The organism is Methanosarcina thermophila TM-1 (assembly GCF_000969885.1).
GTDB lineage: Archaea > Halobacteriota > Methanosarcinia > Methanosarcinales > Methanosarcinaceae > Methanosarcina > Methanosarcina thermophila.
In genome coordinates, this window is the sequence record NZ_CP009501.1 from 1,049,309 (window position 1) to 1,065,093 (window position 15,785).

General features: G+C 41.7%; 18 protein-coding genes. 6 read left to right on the forward strand and 12 right to left on the reverse strand.

Annotated features, from left to right (window positions below; genetic code table 11):
- Positions 1-95: 95 nt before the first annotated feature.
- A complete protein-coding gene (locus MSTHT_RS04410) occupies positions 96-971 on the reverse strand; it encodes a CBS domain-containing protein (RefSeq protein ID WP_048166728.1) in 876 nt (291 codons plus the stop codon).
- A gap of 352 nt (positions 972-1,323) precedes the next feature.
- On the opposite strand from MSTHT_RS04410, the gene MSTHT_RS04415 reads away from it, so the two are divergent.
- Complete coding sequence (locus tag MSTHT_RS04415) at positions 1,324-2,328, forward strand: NOG1 family protein (protein WP_048166729.1); 1,005 nt, start codon at positions 1,324-1,326, stop codon at positions 2,326-2,328.
- A 61-nt stretch (positions 2,329-2,389) separates the two neighbouring features.
- Here MSTHT_RS04415 and MSTHT_RS04420 read toward each other — a convergent pair whose 3' ends face one another.
- The 6 genes from MSTHT_RS04420 to MSTHT_RS04445 all read right to left on the reverse strand — a co-directional run bounded on the left by MSTHT_RS04420 (position 2,390) and on the right by MSTHT_RS04445 (position 7,429).
- Positions 2,390-3,328, reverse strand: coding sequence for a cytochrome c biogenesis CcdA family protein (locus MSTHT_RS04420; RefSeq protein WP_231588191.1), 939 nt, complete (start codon positions 3,326-3,328; stop codon positions 2,390-2,392).
- Positions 3,329-3,850: 522 nt separating this feature from the next.
- Positions 3,851-4,963: a pyridoxal phosphate-dependent aminotransferase gene (locus MSTHT_RS04425; RefSeq protein WP_048166730.1), complete on the reverse strand. Its 1,113-nt coding sequence runs from the start codon at positions 4,961-4,963 to the stop codon at positions 3,851-3,853.
- 75 nt (positions 4,964-5,038) lie between these two features.
- The gene (hxlB, locus tag MSTHT_RS04430) at positions 5,039-5,671 is read right to left on the reverse strand and encodes a 6-phospho-3-hexuloisomerase (RefSeq protein ID WP_048166731.1); all 633 of its coding nucleotides are present in this window, start codon (positions 5,669-5,671) and stop codon (positions 5,039-5,041) included.
- Between the two features lie 224 nt (positions 5,672-5,895).
- The gene (locus MSTHT_RS04435; protein WP_048166732.1) at positions 5,896-6,408 is read right to left on the reverse strand and encodes a hypothetical protein; all 513 of its coding nucleotides are present in this window, start codon (positions 6,406-6,408) and stop codon (positions 5,896-5,898) included.
- A gap of 14 nt (positions 6,409-6,422) precedes the next feature.
- Positions 6,423-6,782, reverse strand: coding sequence for a DUF2073 domain-containing protein (locus MSTHT_RS04440; protein ID WP_048166733.1), 360 nt, complete (start codon positions 6,780-6,782; stop codon positions 6,423-6,425).
- 5 nt (positions 6,783-6,787) lie between these two features.
- A complete protein-coding gene (locus MSTHT_RS04445) occupies positions 6,788-7,429 on the reverse strand; it encodes an Era-like GTP-binding protein (protein WP_048166734.1) in 642 nt (213 codons plus the stop codon).
- A gap of 1,046 nt (positions 7,430-8,475) precedes the next feature.
- On the opposite strand from MSTHT_RS04445, the gene MSTHT_RS04450 reads away from it, so the two are divergent.
- From MSTHT_RS04450 to MSTHT_RS04460, 3 genes are read left to right on the forward strand one after another with little or no spacing between them, the layout of a single operon-like run.
- Positions 8,476-9,339 carry a shikimate kinase gene (locus tag MSTHT_RS04450; RefSeq protein ID WP_048166735.1) on the forward strand — a complete coding sequence of 288 codons (864 nt, stop codon included), beginning with the start codon at positions 8,476-8,478 and terminating at the stop codon, positions 9,337-9,339.
- A gap of 14 nt (positions 9,340-9,353) precedes the next feature.
- Positions 9,354-9,641 carry a chorismate mutase gene (locus tag MSTHT_RS04455; RefSeq protein WP_048166736.1) on the forward strand — a complete coding sequence of 96 codons (288 nt, stop codon included), beginning with the start codon at positions 9,354-9,356 and terminating at the stop codon, positions 9,639-9,641.
- Between the two features lie 18 nt (positions 9,642-9,659).
- Positions 9,660-10,061 (forward strand): 5-(carboxyamino)imidazole ribonucleotide mutase, encoded by a 402-nt coding sequence (locus MSTHT_RS04460; RefSeq protein ID WP_048166737.1) that lies wholly within the window; start codon positions 9,660-9,662, stop codon positions 10,059-10,061.
- Between the two features lie 609 nt (positions 10,062-10,670).
- Here the strand turns inward: MSTHT_RS04460 and MSTHT_RS04465 are convergent.
- The 5 genes from MSTHT_RS04465 to dph5 form a co-directional block, all read right to left on the reverse strand.
- Entirely contained in the window at positions 10,671-11,342 is a 672-nt protein-coding gene (locus MSTHT_RS04465) for a diphthine--ammonia ligase (protein WP_048166738.1), read from the reverse strand.
- Between the two features lie 112 nt (positions 11,343-11,454).
- A complete protein-coding gene (locus tag MSTHT_RS04470) occupies positions 11,455-12,354 on the reverse strand; it encodes a carbohydrate kinase family protein (RefSeq protein ID WP_048166739.1) in 900 nt (299 codons plus the stop codon).
- Between the two features lie 248 nt (positions 12,355-12,602).
- A complete protein-coding gene (locus tag MSTHT_RS04475; RefSeq protein WP_048168383.1) occupies positions 12,603-12,992 on the reverse strand; it encodes a DUF555 domain-containing protein in 390 nt (129 codons plus the stop codon).
- Between the two features lie 195 nt (positions 12,993-13,187).
- Entirely contained in the window at positions 13,188-13,469 is a 282-nt protein-coding gene (locus MSTHT_RS04480) for a DUF357 domain-containing protein (protein WP_048166740.1), read from the reverse strand.
- Positions 13,470-13,532: 63 nt separating this feature from the next.
- Positions 13,533-14,333, reverse strand: a complete 801-nt coding sequence (gene dph5 / locus MSTHT_RS04485) for a diphthine synthase (protein WP_048166741.1) — start codon at positions 14,331-14,333, stop codon at positions 13,533-13,535.
- 163 nt (positions 14,334-14,496) lie between these two features.
- Here dph5 and MSTHT_RS04490 point away from each other — a divergent pair, with 163 nt between their 5' ends.
- Positions 14,497-14,739: a glutaredoxin family protein gene (locus tag MSTHT_RS04490; RefSeq protein ID WP_048166742.1), complete on the forward strand. Its 243-nt coding sequence runs from the start codon at positions 14,497-14,499 to the stop codon at positions 14,737-14,739.
- A 55-nt stretch (positions 14,740-14,794) separates the two neighbouring features.
- Positions 14,795-15,724 carry a thioredoxin-disulfide reductase gene (trxB, locus tag MSTHT_RS04495; protein WP_048166743.1) on the forward strand — a complete coding sequence of 310 codons (930 nt, stop codon included), beginning with the start codon at positions 14,795-14,797 and terminating at the stop codon, positions 15,722-15,724.
- Positions 15,725-15,785: the final 61 nt, after the last annotated feature.

The window sequence follows — 15,785 nt, forward strand, 5'->3', positions numbered from 1 at the left end:
ATCCATAACCTAAAAGAATTTAGGAATTCCAGGTTTTCGGCTGCTTCAGGAAACTCTTATGAAAGCTTTCAGGAAGCCGCAAAAAATTCTGCTTTTCAATATACTGCCAGTTCGTTCAGAACATCGGTTTTCGACAGCGTGCCTTTGGGTACACCGTTAATGGTTACGATAAGCCTTCCAACATTATACTTATGGAAGAGTTTTACCACATCGTAGAGTTGCATATCTCCGTCAACTGTGATGAGTTCCTTTGTCATAATATCTTTGACTTTTACGTTCGTTTTTCCCTGGGCAATAGCATGGGCAATATCAGTATAGGTAACAATTCCCACTATCTTTCCTTTGTCTTCTACAGGAGCGCCGTGAACATTGTTCCTGATGAAAAGTCGGGTTGCTTCCTGGATACTTGCATTCAGGTTCACAAGCAGAGGAGGATATTTCATATAATGTTTGACATGTTTTTTAGGGAGAGAGATCATTTCAGTAATATTGAAAAGAATAGAGTTGTTAGTATCATCCCTTCCTATGACTTCTCCACGAATTATCAGGCGGTTTACAGGCGTGGGACCTACCTGAATTTTGTCGTCCATAACGAAGTCTTTTGTGTTTCCTATTACGCGGATGACTCCATTGCATACATCAGGGTTCCTGACAGTCGTAAAACTAATCTCTGAAGCCGTAGCTCCCTCAACTAACACATTGTTTCTGTAGATGGGAACCACTGATTCATTTTTCAATTGCTGTATCCGTAATGCGTCGTATGCTGCTCCTGTGGGTTTATATCCTCCCTTTGGTCCGGGTACTCCTTCCACAAGCCCCAGGGCTTTTAATAACTGCATCTGATTGCGGATAGTCCCAGGATTACGCTGGATGACCTCGGCTATTTCTTCCCCTTTGATTGCCCGGTCTTTTTGCCGCTGAAGGTTGATTAATGCTATAAGAATATCTTTTTGAATCGGAGTGAGTTCCATACTACCACCATTAATTTCATATACCTTTATAAGGATGATGTATAAAACCTATACATCAATAATGTAAGTTAACGCAGATATTTACATAATTAATGATTACAAATAATTACACATTACTATTACAAATATAAAAAGAGTCCGGTTCTGCTTTGAATATCCTCCTGGTTCTTCACTTTACATTGAAGTTGTCACCAGGATTTATAATTACAAATATAAAACCTGAAAATAAATTCCCTCTCAGGGGATCGCCTTCAGGAATCTCTGCAAGACTTTTACTTGCGTGTTTGTTTTGTTAAAACTTTTCATCCATAATAAGGTTTATATGCTCAGCAGAGCCCCAGAGGGTTAGAACATGATGATCTTTGAGAAAATACGTACAGTTCCTACTTCCGATGAATTAATTAATAAAGCCTTCAAGCGGTCAGCACGAGCTATGGCTGGGAAAACTATTGATAGCAGGGAGAGTCGGTTCAGAGCAAATGAATCCATGCTGCTGACCGCTGCAAACATTCTCACGGATAACCTTGCGAATATAGTCAGGAGATTCCCGAGTTTTGAAAGCTTACCCAGATTCTATTATGAGCTTACAGACATTTTGGTAGGTGTAGAAAAGCTCAAGATGTCTCTTGCATCTGTGGACTGGGCAAGCAGGAAGATCCATGAGGTTGCAAGGAGTTATGTTGGGAAAATCCGGGCTTCGGAGGTTCCTGAGCCTGTCCGGAAAGAGGCTTTCGGAAGGCTTGCCTCAATTATCAAATCCATCAGCAAAGACCTTCTTTTCCTCAACGAAGCCAGAAATATTTTGAGGAAGCTTCCTGACGTCCAGGACGAATCTACAATTGTGGTTGCCGGCTATCCGAATGTTGGGAAGTCAAGTTTCGTTTCGAAAATTACAGGTGCAAGCCCAGAGGTAGCTCCCTATCCTTTCACAACAAAAGGAGTAACAATCGGGCACTTTACACGCGATGGGGTGCGCTACCAGGTTATGGATACTCCGGGCCTGCTTGACCGCCCGATGTCCGAAAGAAACGATATTGAAAGACAGGCAATTACCGCAATTCGTTACCTTGATGCAGTCGTAATGTTCATAATTGACCCCAGTGAAAGCTGCGGATACGCAATCGAGGAGCAGAAACGCCTGCTTGCCGAAATTCGAGAGAACTTCAAGCTTCCTATTCTTGTGGTTGCAAATAAAGCTGACAGACCTGAGTTCCAGGAACTTGATGAGGCAGAGTTTAATATTTCTACGGTTACTGGGGAAGGGATTACAGAAGTCATGGACAGACTTCTGGAGATGATTGAAGAAAAGCGCCTATCCTCTCCTTCCGAAGAACCTGATACTGAGCCTGCAATCTGATGCTCGAGTCCCATCTCGGGAGACGGCTCAGATTTTTTAAACTTTTGCGCGATATTTCATCTTAAATTATTCCAAATTGCATGAGGAGGGCAACAGAAATAAGTATAAAGCCGGTTGTCAGTCTGATCTCTACTCTCCATCTTTCCCTGAATTCTGTTACTTTGTTTGGGCTGAGTCCGGAGGCAAGAAGGAGACCCAGGGCAATTACAGGAAGCAGAAGCCCCAGATTATAAATACCCATGTATAATGTTCCCCTTACAATGTCGGTTTTTGTTGCCAGAATACTCAGGAGTGAGAGAAAGATAGCTCCTACGCAGGGGGCTTTAACTAGAGAAAACATGCTTCCGGAGAGGAAGGACAGCAGCAGAAGGTTGTTTTTGTCCATTTTTGCCATGAACCGTTTCAGTGGTTCAGGAGTCCTGAAAGTAGTTTTTGCATGCTTTTTCAGCCAGTAGGCATCAAAGATATGCCAGAAACCGAGCAGGGCAATGAGCAGGATTGAAGCGTCTATAAAACTTTCCTGGATTTCAGGCAGGAAATTAACAACACTGAGTATGCCCAATCCTGCAAGCATATACATTGTAAAGATCCCTATCGAAAACCCAAGTGTGATTTCGAGCATTTCTCTTCTTCTTCCATGCTGGGCAAGGGTGACTGAAGCAAGAAAAGCCATTACTGCGAGTAGACAGGGGTTAAAGCCTGCCATAACGCCTGCTGTCAGAAGCAAGAAGGGGCTGATCCTCTCTATATGTTTACTTTTCCCTTCCCGACTTCCTGTAGTAAGGGAAAGCATAAGATCCTGGGTAATAAGTAAAGGAAATGCCTGGGCTTCGGTCAGAAAAATTCCTGTCGGGCTCTGGGATGTTCCATAAAAGGAGTACTTTAGCCAGCTCTCAGGCATGGAGGCTGAGCCGGAAGCAGGGCTCAGCAATAAAAGAATACAGGTAAGAGCAAATATTCCTTTATTTAAAGACAGCAAACGCACAGATTTCTTTTTCATATGTTTTTCCAGGATTATTTTATGAGGATATTCTAAATTCTCAAGATCAACGGATAAATAATCTTTTCTGAGATCCCGATTTCTGCTTGTTGATGGTTTCTTTCTTATGAGCAGAGAGAATCCGTGTTCGGATCAGTTATCCATTTTTAACTTTCCTGTTTTTATAATGAAAAAAAGTTATGTACTGATAGCAATTATCTCTTTCGTTTTTGTTAATTAATATGATGTATTTAGCTTCAATTATGTATCTGTAATCTAGCTTCAGTTATGTATCTGTATATAATAGAGGTCTCATAAATTTTGTAGAGAATCACCTCAGCTTGCTGAGAGTGAGTATAAATCTATACTCTTCTAATAAACTCAGTAATTTAGCAATTTCAAGCTAAATTGGCTGAAGTAATTGGCTGAAGTGCTGCTATGAAAGATAGCAGCAGAATATTTGACAAAAAAATCCTGATCTGAGAAATCTGAGAAATATATTTCTCAGAATATTTCTCAGAGTATTATTCTTTGGATAGTTTCTCAGAGCACCTTTTCCATGATGCTCAGCGCTCTTTCGATATCTTTCATCGATGCCGCATAGGATATCCGGATGTAGCCTTCTCCTTCGCTTCCGAAAGCTGTACCGGGAACGACAATAATGCCGTTTGATATCATTTTCGAGGCGATCTCTGTGGAATTCGAAACTTTCGGGAAAGCATAGAAAGCGCCTTTTGGAGGGGCACATTCCATTCCAAGCTCGCTCAAGCCTTTTACAAGCACGTCCCTGCGTTTTCTGAACTCCTCGCGCATGGCATTGACAGAATCTTTGGGCCCTGTCACGGCAGCATAAGCGGCTTTCTGAGCGATTGAGTTAGCGCATGCCTGTATGTACTGGTGCACCTTCAGCATCTGGTCAATGTAATCTTTTCTGGCTGCCACATACCCTAGTCTCCAGCCTGTCATAGCATAGCTCTTTGAGGTAGCATTTACCGTAATCACATTATCCGAGTAGCTGGCAGGGCTTACGTGCTCTCCTTCATAAATAAAGTATTCATAGACCTCGTCAGAAATAATAGTTATATTGTGGTCATCAGCAATTTCAGCAAGGGCTTTTATATCTGCCCTGCTTGCAACTGCACCTGTGGGATTTGAAGGGGAATTCAGGACAATGGCTCTCGTTTTCGGGGTAATTTTCTCAAGCACAGTACCAGGCTTCATAGTGAGGTCTTCGGCAAGCGGTACACTCACAGCTTTGCCGTTAAGGATCTCAGTCAGTGCATTATAAGAAACAAAGCCAGGATTTGAAATGAGGACTTCATCCCCGGGATTTAGAAGAGCTGCAAGGGCAATTGTAAGCCCCTCGGATGCTCCCGAAGTTACAATTATTTCTTCCGGGGAAACAGAAAACCCGTTTTCCTCCCTGAACTTGGTACTCAAGGCTTCTCTCAACTCCGGGATTCCAGTACCTACAGTATAACCCGTAAAGCCCTCGTTTATGGCTTTTATTGCGGCAGCTTTGATATGCTCCGGGGTATCAAAATCCGGCTGCCCAAGCCCAAGGTTAATTGCATCCGACCCTGCAGCTTCGAAAATCTTTCTAATCCCAGACGTGTCTATCCTGGTGACGTTTTCAGAAAATTTTATTCCTTTCAAATTGAGCCCTCCTGTATCCCTGCAAATAACTGTTCTGAATATACCCACTGTTTTCCGACAATTTATGGACTATTTTTATTCAATGTTTGTGTGCCTTGACTTAAGTTCGGCTTCCGATGCACCTGTAAGCGTTATCAGCTGCGCGATTATAGAATCAAGGAAAATTAACGAGGTAATTTCGAAAGATGTGCCCAGAGGAGGCATGTTTTTGTAATCCCCACGTAAATTTCTTTCAAGGTAGCCGCCTGCATCAAGGTCGTTTTTGGTCTTGCTCGGAAGGATCATAACTATATCCGAGATTCTACCAAGTGTAGATTCTTTTTTGGAAGTTACCGTTATGAGGGTCGAGCCAATATCTTTTACTATTTTTCCGAGGTCTGCTATAGAGCGGGTTTCCCCTGACCCTGAGATAGCAATTACAACATCCTCTGGCTTAACAGCAGGAGTTATGGTTTCGCCTACCACATACACGCTGAATCCAAGGTGCATAAGCCTCATTGCAAAAGCCTTGGCAACAAGCCCTGACCTTCCGGCTCCCATCAAAAAGATTCTTTCGCCTTCAAGAATTTTCTGGATCATAGCCTTTATGGCTTTTCTGTCAAGTACATCAATTACCTCATTGAGGGTCTCTGCAATCATTCTCATTGATAATAATACTTCTTCGCAGTCGTTTACCTGAACTTTTTCCACATGAGTTACTTTTTCCATATGAGTTCTCCAAAACACATTGGGTTAAATACCTAATTCACTAAATAGATTAAAGTTTTATCTACCTGACTGCATCAATAATTGAAAGCCTGCGTCAAAAATGACATTTATTCTGAAGCGCTTTTTCAAAAGCCTGCTCCACTCCCTTTAAGTTTATGATGTGGATTTTAGGATAAGTTTTTGGAAACTTTCCTTTTATCCTGCCGCAGCACCAGCGCAGGTTTTTACTTGCTTGTTTGCGGGTCGGTCTTGTAATTAATAGCTTTCAATTCCCAATTTTCAATATTGTTCTTAAATTCGTGATAAAGCCTCTGTATATCGCAGTCACTCCCATTCCAGTAAAAGTCCTTACGTGCATCTCCTTTCTTGAGTTCTTCAAGTATAAATTTTGATAAGTGGAAAAGAGCTTTTTTATTGGAGAAAGGAATACTATAGTTTACGCGATAGCCGCCGGCTGTTTTTCCATAGGACACGAGCGTGTACCCTTTACTCTCATATTCCGTGATCTCATCAAAGCTGCAGATTATCTCAAACTCATGAACCGTAGACTGATCGATTTTTGAAATCCCTAGGAGTATCTGCGCTATAATGTGATCAGGAACCTTCCGTCCAAACCATACTGCGATTTTCCCATAAGTACAGGTTACATTAACGTCATTCCTGCCCATCTCAAAGGAGCCGAGGGACTGGGGAGGGAAGATTATAGCTTCCGAGTCTTGGGTCTTCTGGGCACACATTGCTTCCACTTCGTTTATTTACTTGTAGAGACAAGTGCACTTATGAGGTTCCTATCTTTCTTAAGGGTTTTTAGCTGGTTTGCAGGTCCTATTACTGTAAGTCGTTTACTGCTCTGTTTTTTGAACAATTTTCCCAGCAGCGAACCCTCAGAGTTTGCAGGATAACTTTGCATTTCAATACCTGAAAACACATCAGGCTGGATTGCTGACATTGTCATTTCTATAAGCTTTGCTTCCTCCATAGGGTTCAGGCCCTTTTCAAGCACCAGTATTTTACCTTTCCTTACCTCATCGATTATATATCGGACTTTTTCCATTGAAGCCATCTGAGAAATTCGGGCTTCGGATATTAGATCAAGCTGAATTCCCTGCATGTAGATCACCCGAACTGTTTTGCCAGAGCTTCATAAAACGAATCCATTCCAATTCCTTCAAGTGCTGAAACTGGCACCATGGGGTGCTGGGGAAAGGCTTCCTTTATGACGGCTGGGTCGGCATCAGGAAGGTCTATTTTGTTTGCCACAATAAGAAGTGGAAGGTTCCTGGCTTCCATATTCCCTATTACCGTTACATTTACCTGGGTATAAGGATTTTCGGTGGAATCCATAACCAGTATGACACCATCGAGGTCATCCAGCCATTTGACAGCTTCGATTACCCCTTCTGTTGCTTCTTTGGACCGCTTCTTGGACTCGGCATCACTCATTCCCTGCTCCATGAAGTCGTGGAAATCGATTTTTGTAGCAAGCCCGGGCGTGTCTACGATATCAAGGTTGATGGTATGCCCGTTTGCCTCGATAACTATTCCATTCCTTCGTTTGGCATGCCTGGTCTCATGGGCGATATGAGAAACAGAACCCATTGTTTCGTCGCCTCCTACCCAGTCCTTGAGGATCCGGTTGCTGAGGGTTGTCTTGCCGGCATTGGGGGGACCGTAGATTCCTATGCATGCTCCTTTTTTCTTGAAGAGCTTACTGAATATTTTTGAAAAGCTTACCTTAAATCGTTTTATCATATTCATAGCTTCCCTCCTTTGGGAAAAGCACAGCACCTAAGGATTTCTCGGATTGCTTTCCTGTATGGGTTGGTAATTATAGTAAATTTTTGATTTATTGATCCATGCATATAAGTAATTTCCATTTGTTTGTAGTGAGAGGATCAGAGGAAATTGGAGATATTCCTTTCCCTTTCCGGCACATCCAGGTATAAACAGGGGGTTTCGGATCCTTTCTACGGTAAAATAGAAAGTGCCTCCGTGGAAATAACATCAGAATATAAATAAATTGCTTTTATTGCCTTATTCCCTCACCACAATGATAAAAGCTTTTTATTTTGAATAAAAAGCTTTTTATTCAAGAGATATTATTTCTCCTGAAATTCTTTTATTTGTATTAAATTTTTGTATGTGCACTGATGTTCTGCACATTCCTTTATATTTTTTCCTATTTTTATTCATTCAACCTTAAAAATATAAATCATTTATATCAGAATATCTTCCGATATCCACCTGATTTAATGTTAAATACCAGCTTTTACAGCTCAGTTTTCCTCTAGATATTTCAAGATATCTTTTAAAAATTAAGATTATTTTTATAAATTACAGTATATTTTTTTGTATAGCTCAGGGCATTGAAAGGTAAATCTCCCTCGAGTTTAAGATCTTAGCTATATATCTAATTTTTTTATTACTTCAAGCATATTTTACTAAAAACAGCAATACCTTTACCTTTCAGGTGAGGAACATTTCTCATTCCTCAGACAGGGTTTTGCTCATCTGTTCCAGATTTGGCTTTCATCAGTGCAAGGTAATAATCAATAATTTTTAAGCGCCCTTACAGCGACCTTTCGGGTTAAATCTGATAAATTTGAGATCAGGAATATTTATTCATAATTTTATAGTACTTCCTGGTAACAAAGCACTTTTTCTATACACCGCTCAATCTAACTATTTATATATGGGGATTCCCGCTTTCTTGATGAATCTTGAGTCCTGTCTTTGGGCAGCATAATCAGGTTCTATGAAGAAATACAGCAAAAAATATTAAAGAACAGCGCATTCTGAACTTGATGACATTTCAAGGGAATGCCTGCGCATCAGGGGCAGGAACCATAATAAATGCCATAGCAACATGGAAGGGCGCTGCATTTGGAATTGACTTACTGACCTTTGCAGAAGTCGAACTTTCAGAAGATGAGAGAGGAATCTCAGGTTTTATCGAGGAAATGCCTGAAGGGGATACCCGTCTTATTGAGCAGTGTGTCGAAATGACCCTGGAGCGGTTCGGGCTTGAGATGGGAGGTACAGTAAAGACAAGAAGTGAGATCCCTCTGGCAGGCGGGCTCAAGAGCAGCAGTGCCGCAGCAAATGCCTCAGTCCTTGCAACCCTTCGTGCAGTTGGGAAGACTTTACCGCCTCTTGAGATAGTAAAACTGGGGGTGGCGGCTGCAAAAAAAGTAGGGGTTACTATAACAGGCGCCTTTGATGATGCGTGTGCTTCTTTTTTTGGGGGAATTGTGGTTACCGATAACCGTAAAATGGAACTTCTCAGGCGTGAGGAGTTTAATTCAAAAGTCCTGATATTTGCGCCTGCCAAGAAAGCTTTCAGTGCGGATACAGATGTAAAGCGCTCAAGACTTATAGCCCCGTACGTGGAAATTGCTTACGAACTTGCCCTAAAAGGTGAATATGAACGAGCCATGACGCTCAATGGTTTCCTCTATTGCGGAACTCTTGGCTTTGGCACGGAACATATGCTTCGAGCACTTGAGCTCGGGGTAAAAGGAGTAAGCCTATCCGGAACAGGACCCTCATATGCGGCACTTGTCCGAGCTGAACAGGTAAAAGAACTGAGATCAGCCTGGGAAAGCTGTGGAGTAGAAGGTAGGGTTATAGAAACCTCTATAAATAACAGAGATGCAATGTCTTTATAAAGCGAGGGGTTCACTTGAGCGAACTTGAGGCTGTCCGCAAAGAAATTGAAGAAATTGATAGGGAAATTCTTGCCCTTATTAATAAAAGAGTAAACTTGGCTGAGAAGGTACTTGAATCAAAAAGAATAAATGGAACTTCGATAAATGACCAAAGACAAAATGAGGTTGTAATAAACAGGGCTTTAAATGCTGCAACCGAGCTCAATCTTGATCTGGGGTCCATAAAGGCTATTTTTGAGATCCTTATCAAGATGAGTATTGAACGCCAGAACGAGTTGAGTGGCAAGGGAAGTCTGCCCTGATGCTGAGGAGAAAGAAAAATGGTTGATATCTCAATAATCATGGGTTCCGAATCCGATAGGTCTGTCGCCAATCGTGCGGTAGCCGTGCTGGAAAAAAGTAAATACACATATGAAGTAATGGTTATTTCCGCTCACAGGAACCCTGACGAACTTGACAGCTACATCTCAAGCACAGATGCAAAGGTCTTTATTACAATTGCAGGTTTATCAGCAGCCCTTCCAGGAGTCGTGGCTTCCAAAACAAAAAAACCTGTAATAGGAGTTCCTGTTAGTGCAAAACTTGGAGGGCTTGATGCCCTGCTTTCCATTGCCCAGATGCCTCCAGGTGTACCTGTCGGAAGTGTAGGAATAGATAACGGAGCAAATGGTGCACATCTTGCCCTGAGAATCCTAGACTTGATAGATACCGTAAAAACTTAAAAATTCTGTTAACTAAGAGTCTGTTAACTAAGAATCCTGTTAACTGAGAATCCGTTAAAAGCCTTCACTACAGGTTTAAAAACACATAGATTATTTCCTCTATGGATTTTGCCACGAGAATTTCTTTTTTTAAACTGTCTTATTATTTGCTTTTGATCTTTATTATCTATTCTGTTTTTATTATCCATTTTTATATCTGTATAGGAATTAAAAAAAAGATAATTAGAGAACAAGCATTAGAAAACAAGTATTAGAAAACAAGCATTAGAAGACAGTATTAGTGGATTATATTGGGGATGGGCATCTGAGTATTGGGAATGTGGGGAGTTGGGGGTAAAAATGTTGGCTGAGGTTTAAAACAGAATAAGGTTTTTCTCAGATGCCTCACATACAAAAATATGTATCATATTATATAAAAATAGGGATATACTGCTATTTATATCAAATTTTTTGCAGTACCTTAATTTTTTAAAGAATCCTTTAAACGGAAATTTATGTTGACAGTTTAGATTAAGTCTCAAAAAGCCATTGGGAGAGGCTATAAAGATAATAAACTTAAAAACACATGCAAGTATCAGACATTAAGAATAATAAGAAAGAAAATTTTACTCAATTTTTGTCAACAAGTTTTGCTTCGAGGATCTTTAGAGTGCCAGTGTCGCCTTGCCATTCAACCTCACTTTTCACAATCTCAATGCGTTTTTTGAAGAAGGGAGCATCAAGTACAACAGTCTCGTACTCTCCACCTTCACCTGCCATGTGAACCATGTACCTTTTGTTCAGGGCTTTCAGATGTTCAATAGAGTTTACGTTTATAGGGCGACCCAGCCAGGATTTATCAAGACCGTCAGCTGCAACCCTGACAATTCGAATATCAAGCACTTTAGACATTTCGGTGAGCAATTCCTCAGGGTCTCTGTGCCAGAGGGGGGCATAGACCTTAAGTCCCAGGGAGTCGCAGATCTTCTGTACTCTGCCTGCCTGGTACTGGGATTCAATCGCGCCTATGACTACACCATCTACATCCACTTTCTTGAGGGCAAGGGTCAAGTCATCAAGCTCGAGCTCCTTTATTCCACTTGATTCTTGCTGAATCAGCGGGATCTCAGAGGCGGCAGAGATTAATTCTACCATGTGGAGGTTTATTGAGTGGTACATATAGGAATCGTCCCTTGCGGGAATTATATTTATCAGGTGGGTGACTTCATGCCCTTCCAGGAGGGCTTTATATATGGCAAAAATCGAGTCCTTGCCACCGGAAACCAGTGCTGCGAGTCTCATCTGCATTCCTTTTTTTGTTACTTTTTTTCCTTATTTCGGGGAATTATAATGCGTGATCATTATAATATATACTTTTTGAATTTTCATCATCCTGTCTTTGATATTCACAATCTCAGCATCCTTTCTCAAGTTTTCCGAAATTAGCCTCATAGCGGGTCTTCATTTCTTCCCATGTGGGGAGACCTGTCTGGCAACCCCGGGTCTCTACAACAAAGGAGGCTACAGTCGACCCGATTTTTCCGCATGTTGAAAGTGAATACCCTCTGGTGAAAGCCAGCAAAAAACCAGCCCTGTAGGCGTCTCCCGCGCCTGTAGGATCTACAGCTCTGACAGGAATCACAGGTATTATAAGTTCTTCTTCATCTGTATAGACCCTGCTGCCCTCGGCATCATATGTCACCACGATAATATCAATAGCAGCCTTAAGCTCAGAGAAGCTTTTTCCAGTTATCTCTAAGACCCGCCTGATTTCGTGCCGGTTAGCAAAAAGGATATCAGCATGGGCAAGTATAAGCTCAAGGTTTTCTTTCGAATATGTAACAAGATCCTGTCCGGGATCAAAGGAGACGAAGCCGGCAATCTGTGCGATTTTTGAATTGTAGATAGAGTCTGCAGTTGCAAGATGGACAAAATCTACCGGTTCGGGCTCCAAATCTTTGAATTTTGAAGAGGCTCCCCAATAAAAATAGGTTGCCTGGTTGCCTTCCCTGTCCGTGAAAATAAATGCCTTGGAGATTTTCTGATCCTTAAGCCTGTATAGTCTGGAGAGGTCAACACGGGCTTCTGTAAGGAGTTTTTCATATCCTGAGCTTTCAAAATCCATCCCTACAGGAGAAATTAGCTGGCTTTTTCCCCCAAGCCTTGCGATGGCAACTGCAATATTGGCAGCTCCTCCTCCAGGATATTCTTCGTAGTCAATAACAGGGGACGACTCATTTTTTCCTGCGATTTTCTCAACATTTACTATGTAATCAAGGGCAGTATGCCCTACAACCGAAATTACTCTGTCCATGTAGTGTCCTCTTTTCTTATGAGCTGTGAAAATACCCAGAGTCTTTGTGCTGGATATGATTTAAAAAACCAAGTCTGACGGAATGGTAAAACTTGTTTTTGCTGGCTTCAATTAAATGATAAAACTCATTTCTTACCAGAAGTTTCTTCTCGACCGTAAATCTATTCAAGCCAGTAATATAAAAACCAGGGGCATAACTAACCGCAGCATAATATTTCTCTTATCCTTACAGGTTCCGGAAAAACTGTTTATTTGCCTGCTTTGCTCTTCTGCTGCTGTTCGCCTTTCTCGGTTGATCTTTCAAATTCGGTCACTTCAATAACTCTCAACGGAATGTCCCTGAGGGATTTCCCTATGACAGATTTTGCAATCCTTTCCGCATGTTCGGCAGACTCGGCATCAAAAACCTTCATCTCAAAAATAAGACCTACAAGAGCTGTGTTCGCTGCTATGAAAACACTGCTGAAAGGTTCGCCGCACACCGGGCAGGATGTAGTTCCTACGTCAACCTCTACAAAATCCAGTTTAGGGTTCAGGCGTTTTCCAGCCTCAGAAATCGCAACCCCTATAGCATCATCAGCCGTCTTTACATCTCTAACCAACCAAGCTGCTTCAAGTACCACATGAAAGTTCTTCATTCTGTCCACCATGCTTATTTATATAAATTTTTCAGGAAGATCTCCAGATAAGTTAAAGATTTTTACAGGATTTAAGGAATAGAATAAAGTATATAAATTGTTTCTGTTTCGGATATAATATGCTATCCTTTCTCCCTGGTATCAGGGCTCAGTTATTTTTTGACTTTTCTCTCCTTTTTATGCTCACTTACCCATTTATATAGTAAAAAGCGTTTCATCATCGACTGCAAAAACCCCGAGTTTTGCTCCCGCATCAAGCCAGGCATGACCATAGCTGAAAGATGCGAGGGCGTTTACAGGGTCGTTATTTTCCAGGAAATAAACCCCATCTTTATAATAGGCTTCTGCCATCGTATAATAATCCTTTGCAACAGCATACATATGAGAGGCTGGTATTGGGAAGTATTTTGCTTTCTGAAGTGCCCTTTTTAACATATCTTCGTACCTTTTGACTTTTTCATCCAGATCTGCAGGCATTCTAATCACCGCGAGCTTTGCTAGAATATTAATTTTTGTTATTATTTGCGTGTGTTGTTCTCCTTACTCTGCTTCTTTCATGAATCCAATAGGGGCTCCTGCAAGTTTCACAAGTGCTTCAGCCTCAAGAAAGTGCAGTTTCCCGGGAATCACAAGGATATGGAGAGGTTTTCCAAAATCGAAGTCTTTTAAGTTTTCCACGTAGTCTGCTTTTACAACAGGTTTTTCCGAGCCTGCCCTGGCTATTCCTACTGCTGCAGCTCCGCTTATAACCCCTTCTCCTCTTTTTTCCTCAACCTCCAGGAGAAGCTCAAGTGCGGTGTTTACAGTCATATAACCTTTCTCCTGGTCTATATCCAGAAAGACCAAGGTGTGCAGGCCAAGTTCTAAGTTTTGTTTTATAATGTCATAAGGAGTTTCCGAGATTACTCTTGTGCCTCTCCCGCTTTCATAGGGATGAGGAATGCTTGCGGATCTCCCAAAGCGATAGTTCTGCAATCCCGTAAGCCCTGAGACAGCTGAGGCAATTGAAGCCCCGTGAATCAGGCGGGTTTCTATTCCCAGTTTTTCAGCTCTCAGGCGTAAATCTACATGGGTTGTGGAAACCATTGTATCTCCGCCTGTCAGGAAACATAGCTTCTTGTTCCTTGCCTCGCTGAGCCAGTCAGGATGCTGTTCTACATCCTCTCTTGAAAGCAGAAAAACTTTTTTTCCATAAAGCTTCTCCATTCTTTCAAGGCTTGTCCCCATAAGACAGGACGTGTAAAACTCTGCATAAACGAGGTCAGCTTCCCTGATAGCTTCAAGTCCCTTTAAAGAAATGTCATATTCGTCAAAAAGACCCAGACCTATAAATGTAAGCATAGCCCGTTTTAGGAATCCTCTTTGTTTAAAGCTTTTTGTTCGGAGCGACCAGGACGATAAAAATTCATTGTTTCCTATGTTTACGGGCACGATTAACTTATTTATATTTGGAAATTAATACTACAATGGGTTTATAACTGCAGTTTTTAAAGGGGTTTTAATAATGGTTAAAGTTACACTTATTCATGCCAGCTGGTGTACTGCCTGCCCGGCAACTCGTAGATTCTGGAAAGATCTGAAATCTGAATACAACTTTGAATACGAAGAAATAGATGTGGAAACTCCGGAGGGTCAGGCATTGATTGATAAATATGGCATAATTGGGGTTCCTACGACTATTATTGATGGGGAGGTAGCTTTTACGGGTCTTCCGAAAAAAGCCGAAGCGATTGCTCGTATTAGCTGAATTTTAGACTTAAAATGCACATTTTTTGAGACATTCTTCTTAATTTGGAGGAAGCATGTACGACCTAATAATTGTAGGAGGGGGCCCCGCAGGGCTCACAGCCGGTATTTATGCTGTACGTTTCGGGCTTAACACTCTGATTCTTGAAAGAAGCGAGATCAGCGGCCAGATCGCGCTTGCAGATATAGTGGAAAATTACCCTGGCTTTCCATCGATTTCAGGGCTTGAACTGATGGAAAATTATAAAAAGCATGCTCAGGAAGTAGGGGTAGAAACAAAAATAACTGAAGTTCTTTCTGTTCGCACGGAGGGGGATAAGAAAATAGTCTCCACAGACGGCGGAGACCTCGAATCAAAGGCTGTTATAATTGCCACTGGCGCAAATCCCAAGCCTCTGAATGTGCCCGGGGAAAAAGAATTCATTAGTAAAGGAGTATCCTATTGCGCCACATGTGACGGACCATTTTTCAAGAATAAAACGGTTGTAATAGTCGGAGGCGGCAATTCGGCAGTTACGGATGCTCTTTTCCTTTCAAAGATTGCCCGGAAAGTCTATCTTATTCACAGAAGAGACCAGTTGAGAGCTGCAAAAGTCCTTAAGGACAGAGCCTTCGCAACTCCGAATATTGAGTTCATTTTTAATACCCTTGTTCTTGAAATAATAGGCAGCAGCGGAGAAATTCGAAGAGTCGAAAAAGTAATAATTAAAAATCTCAAAAGTGGAGAACAGCGTGAGCTGGCTACAGACGGTGTTTTTATTTACGTAGGCATTCACCCTAACACTGAAATCATTGATGTGGATAAGGATGAGGAAGGCTTTATCAAGACTGACCGTTTCCTTGAGACTTCACAGAAAGGAATTTATGCTGCGGGAGACTGCCGAGACACACCTATCTGGCAACTTGTGGCAGCTGTTAGAGATGGAGCGCTCGCAGCCACTTCTGCAAATGCGTACATAGAAAGCCTAAAAAAGGATGTTACATAAAAAATTATCCGAATAAGGGTCTTCCCAGTCGAAACTGTCTTAAAGTTTATCATCAGTAAAT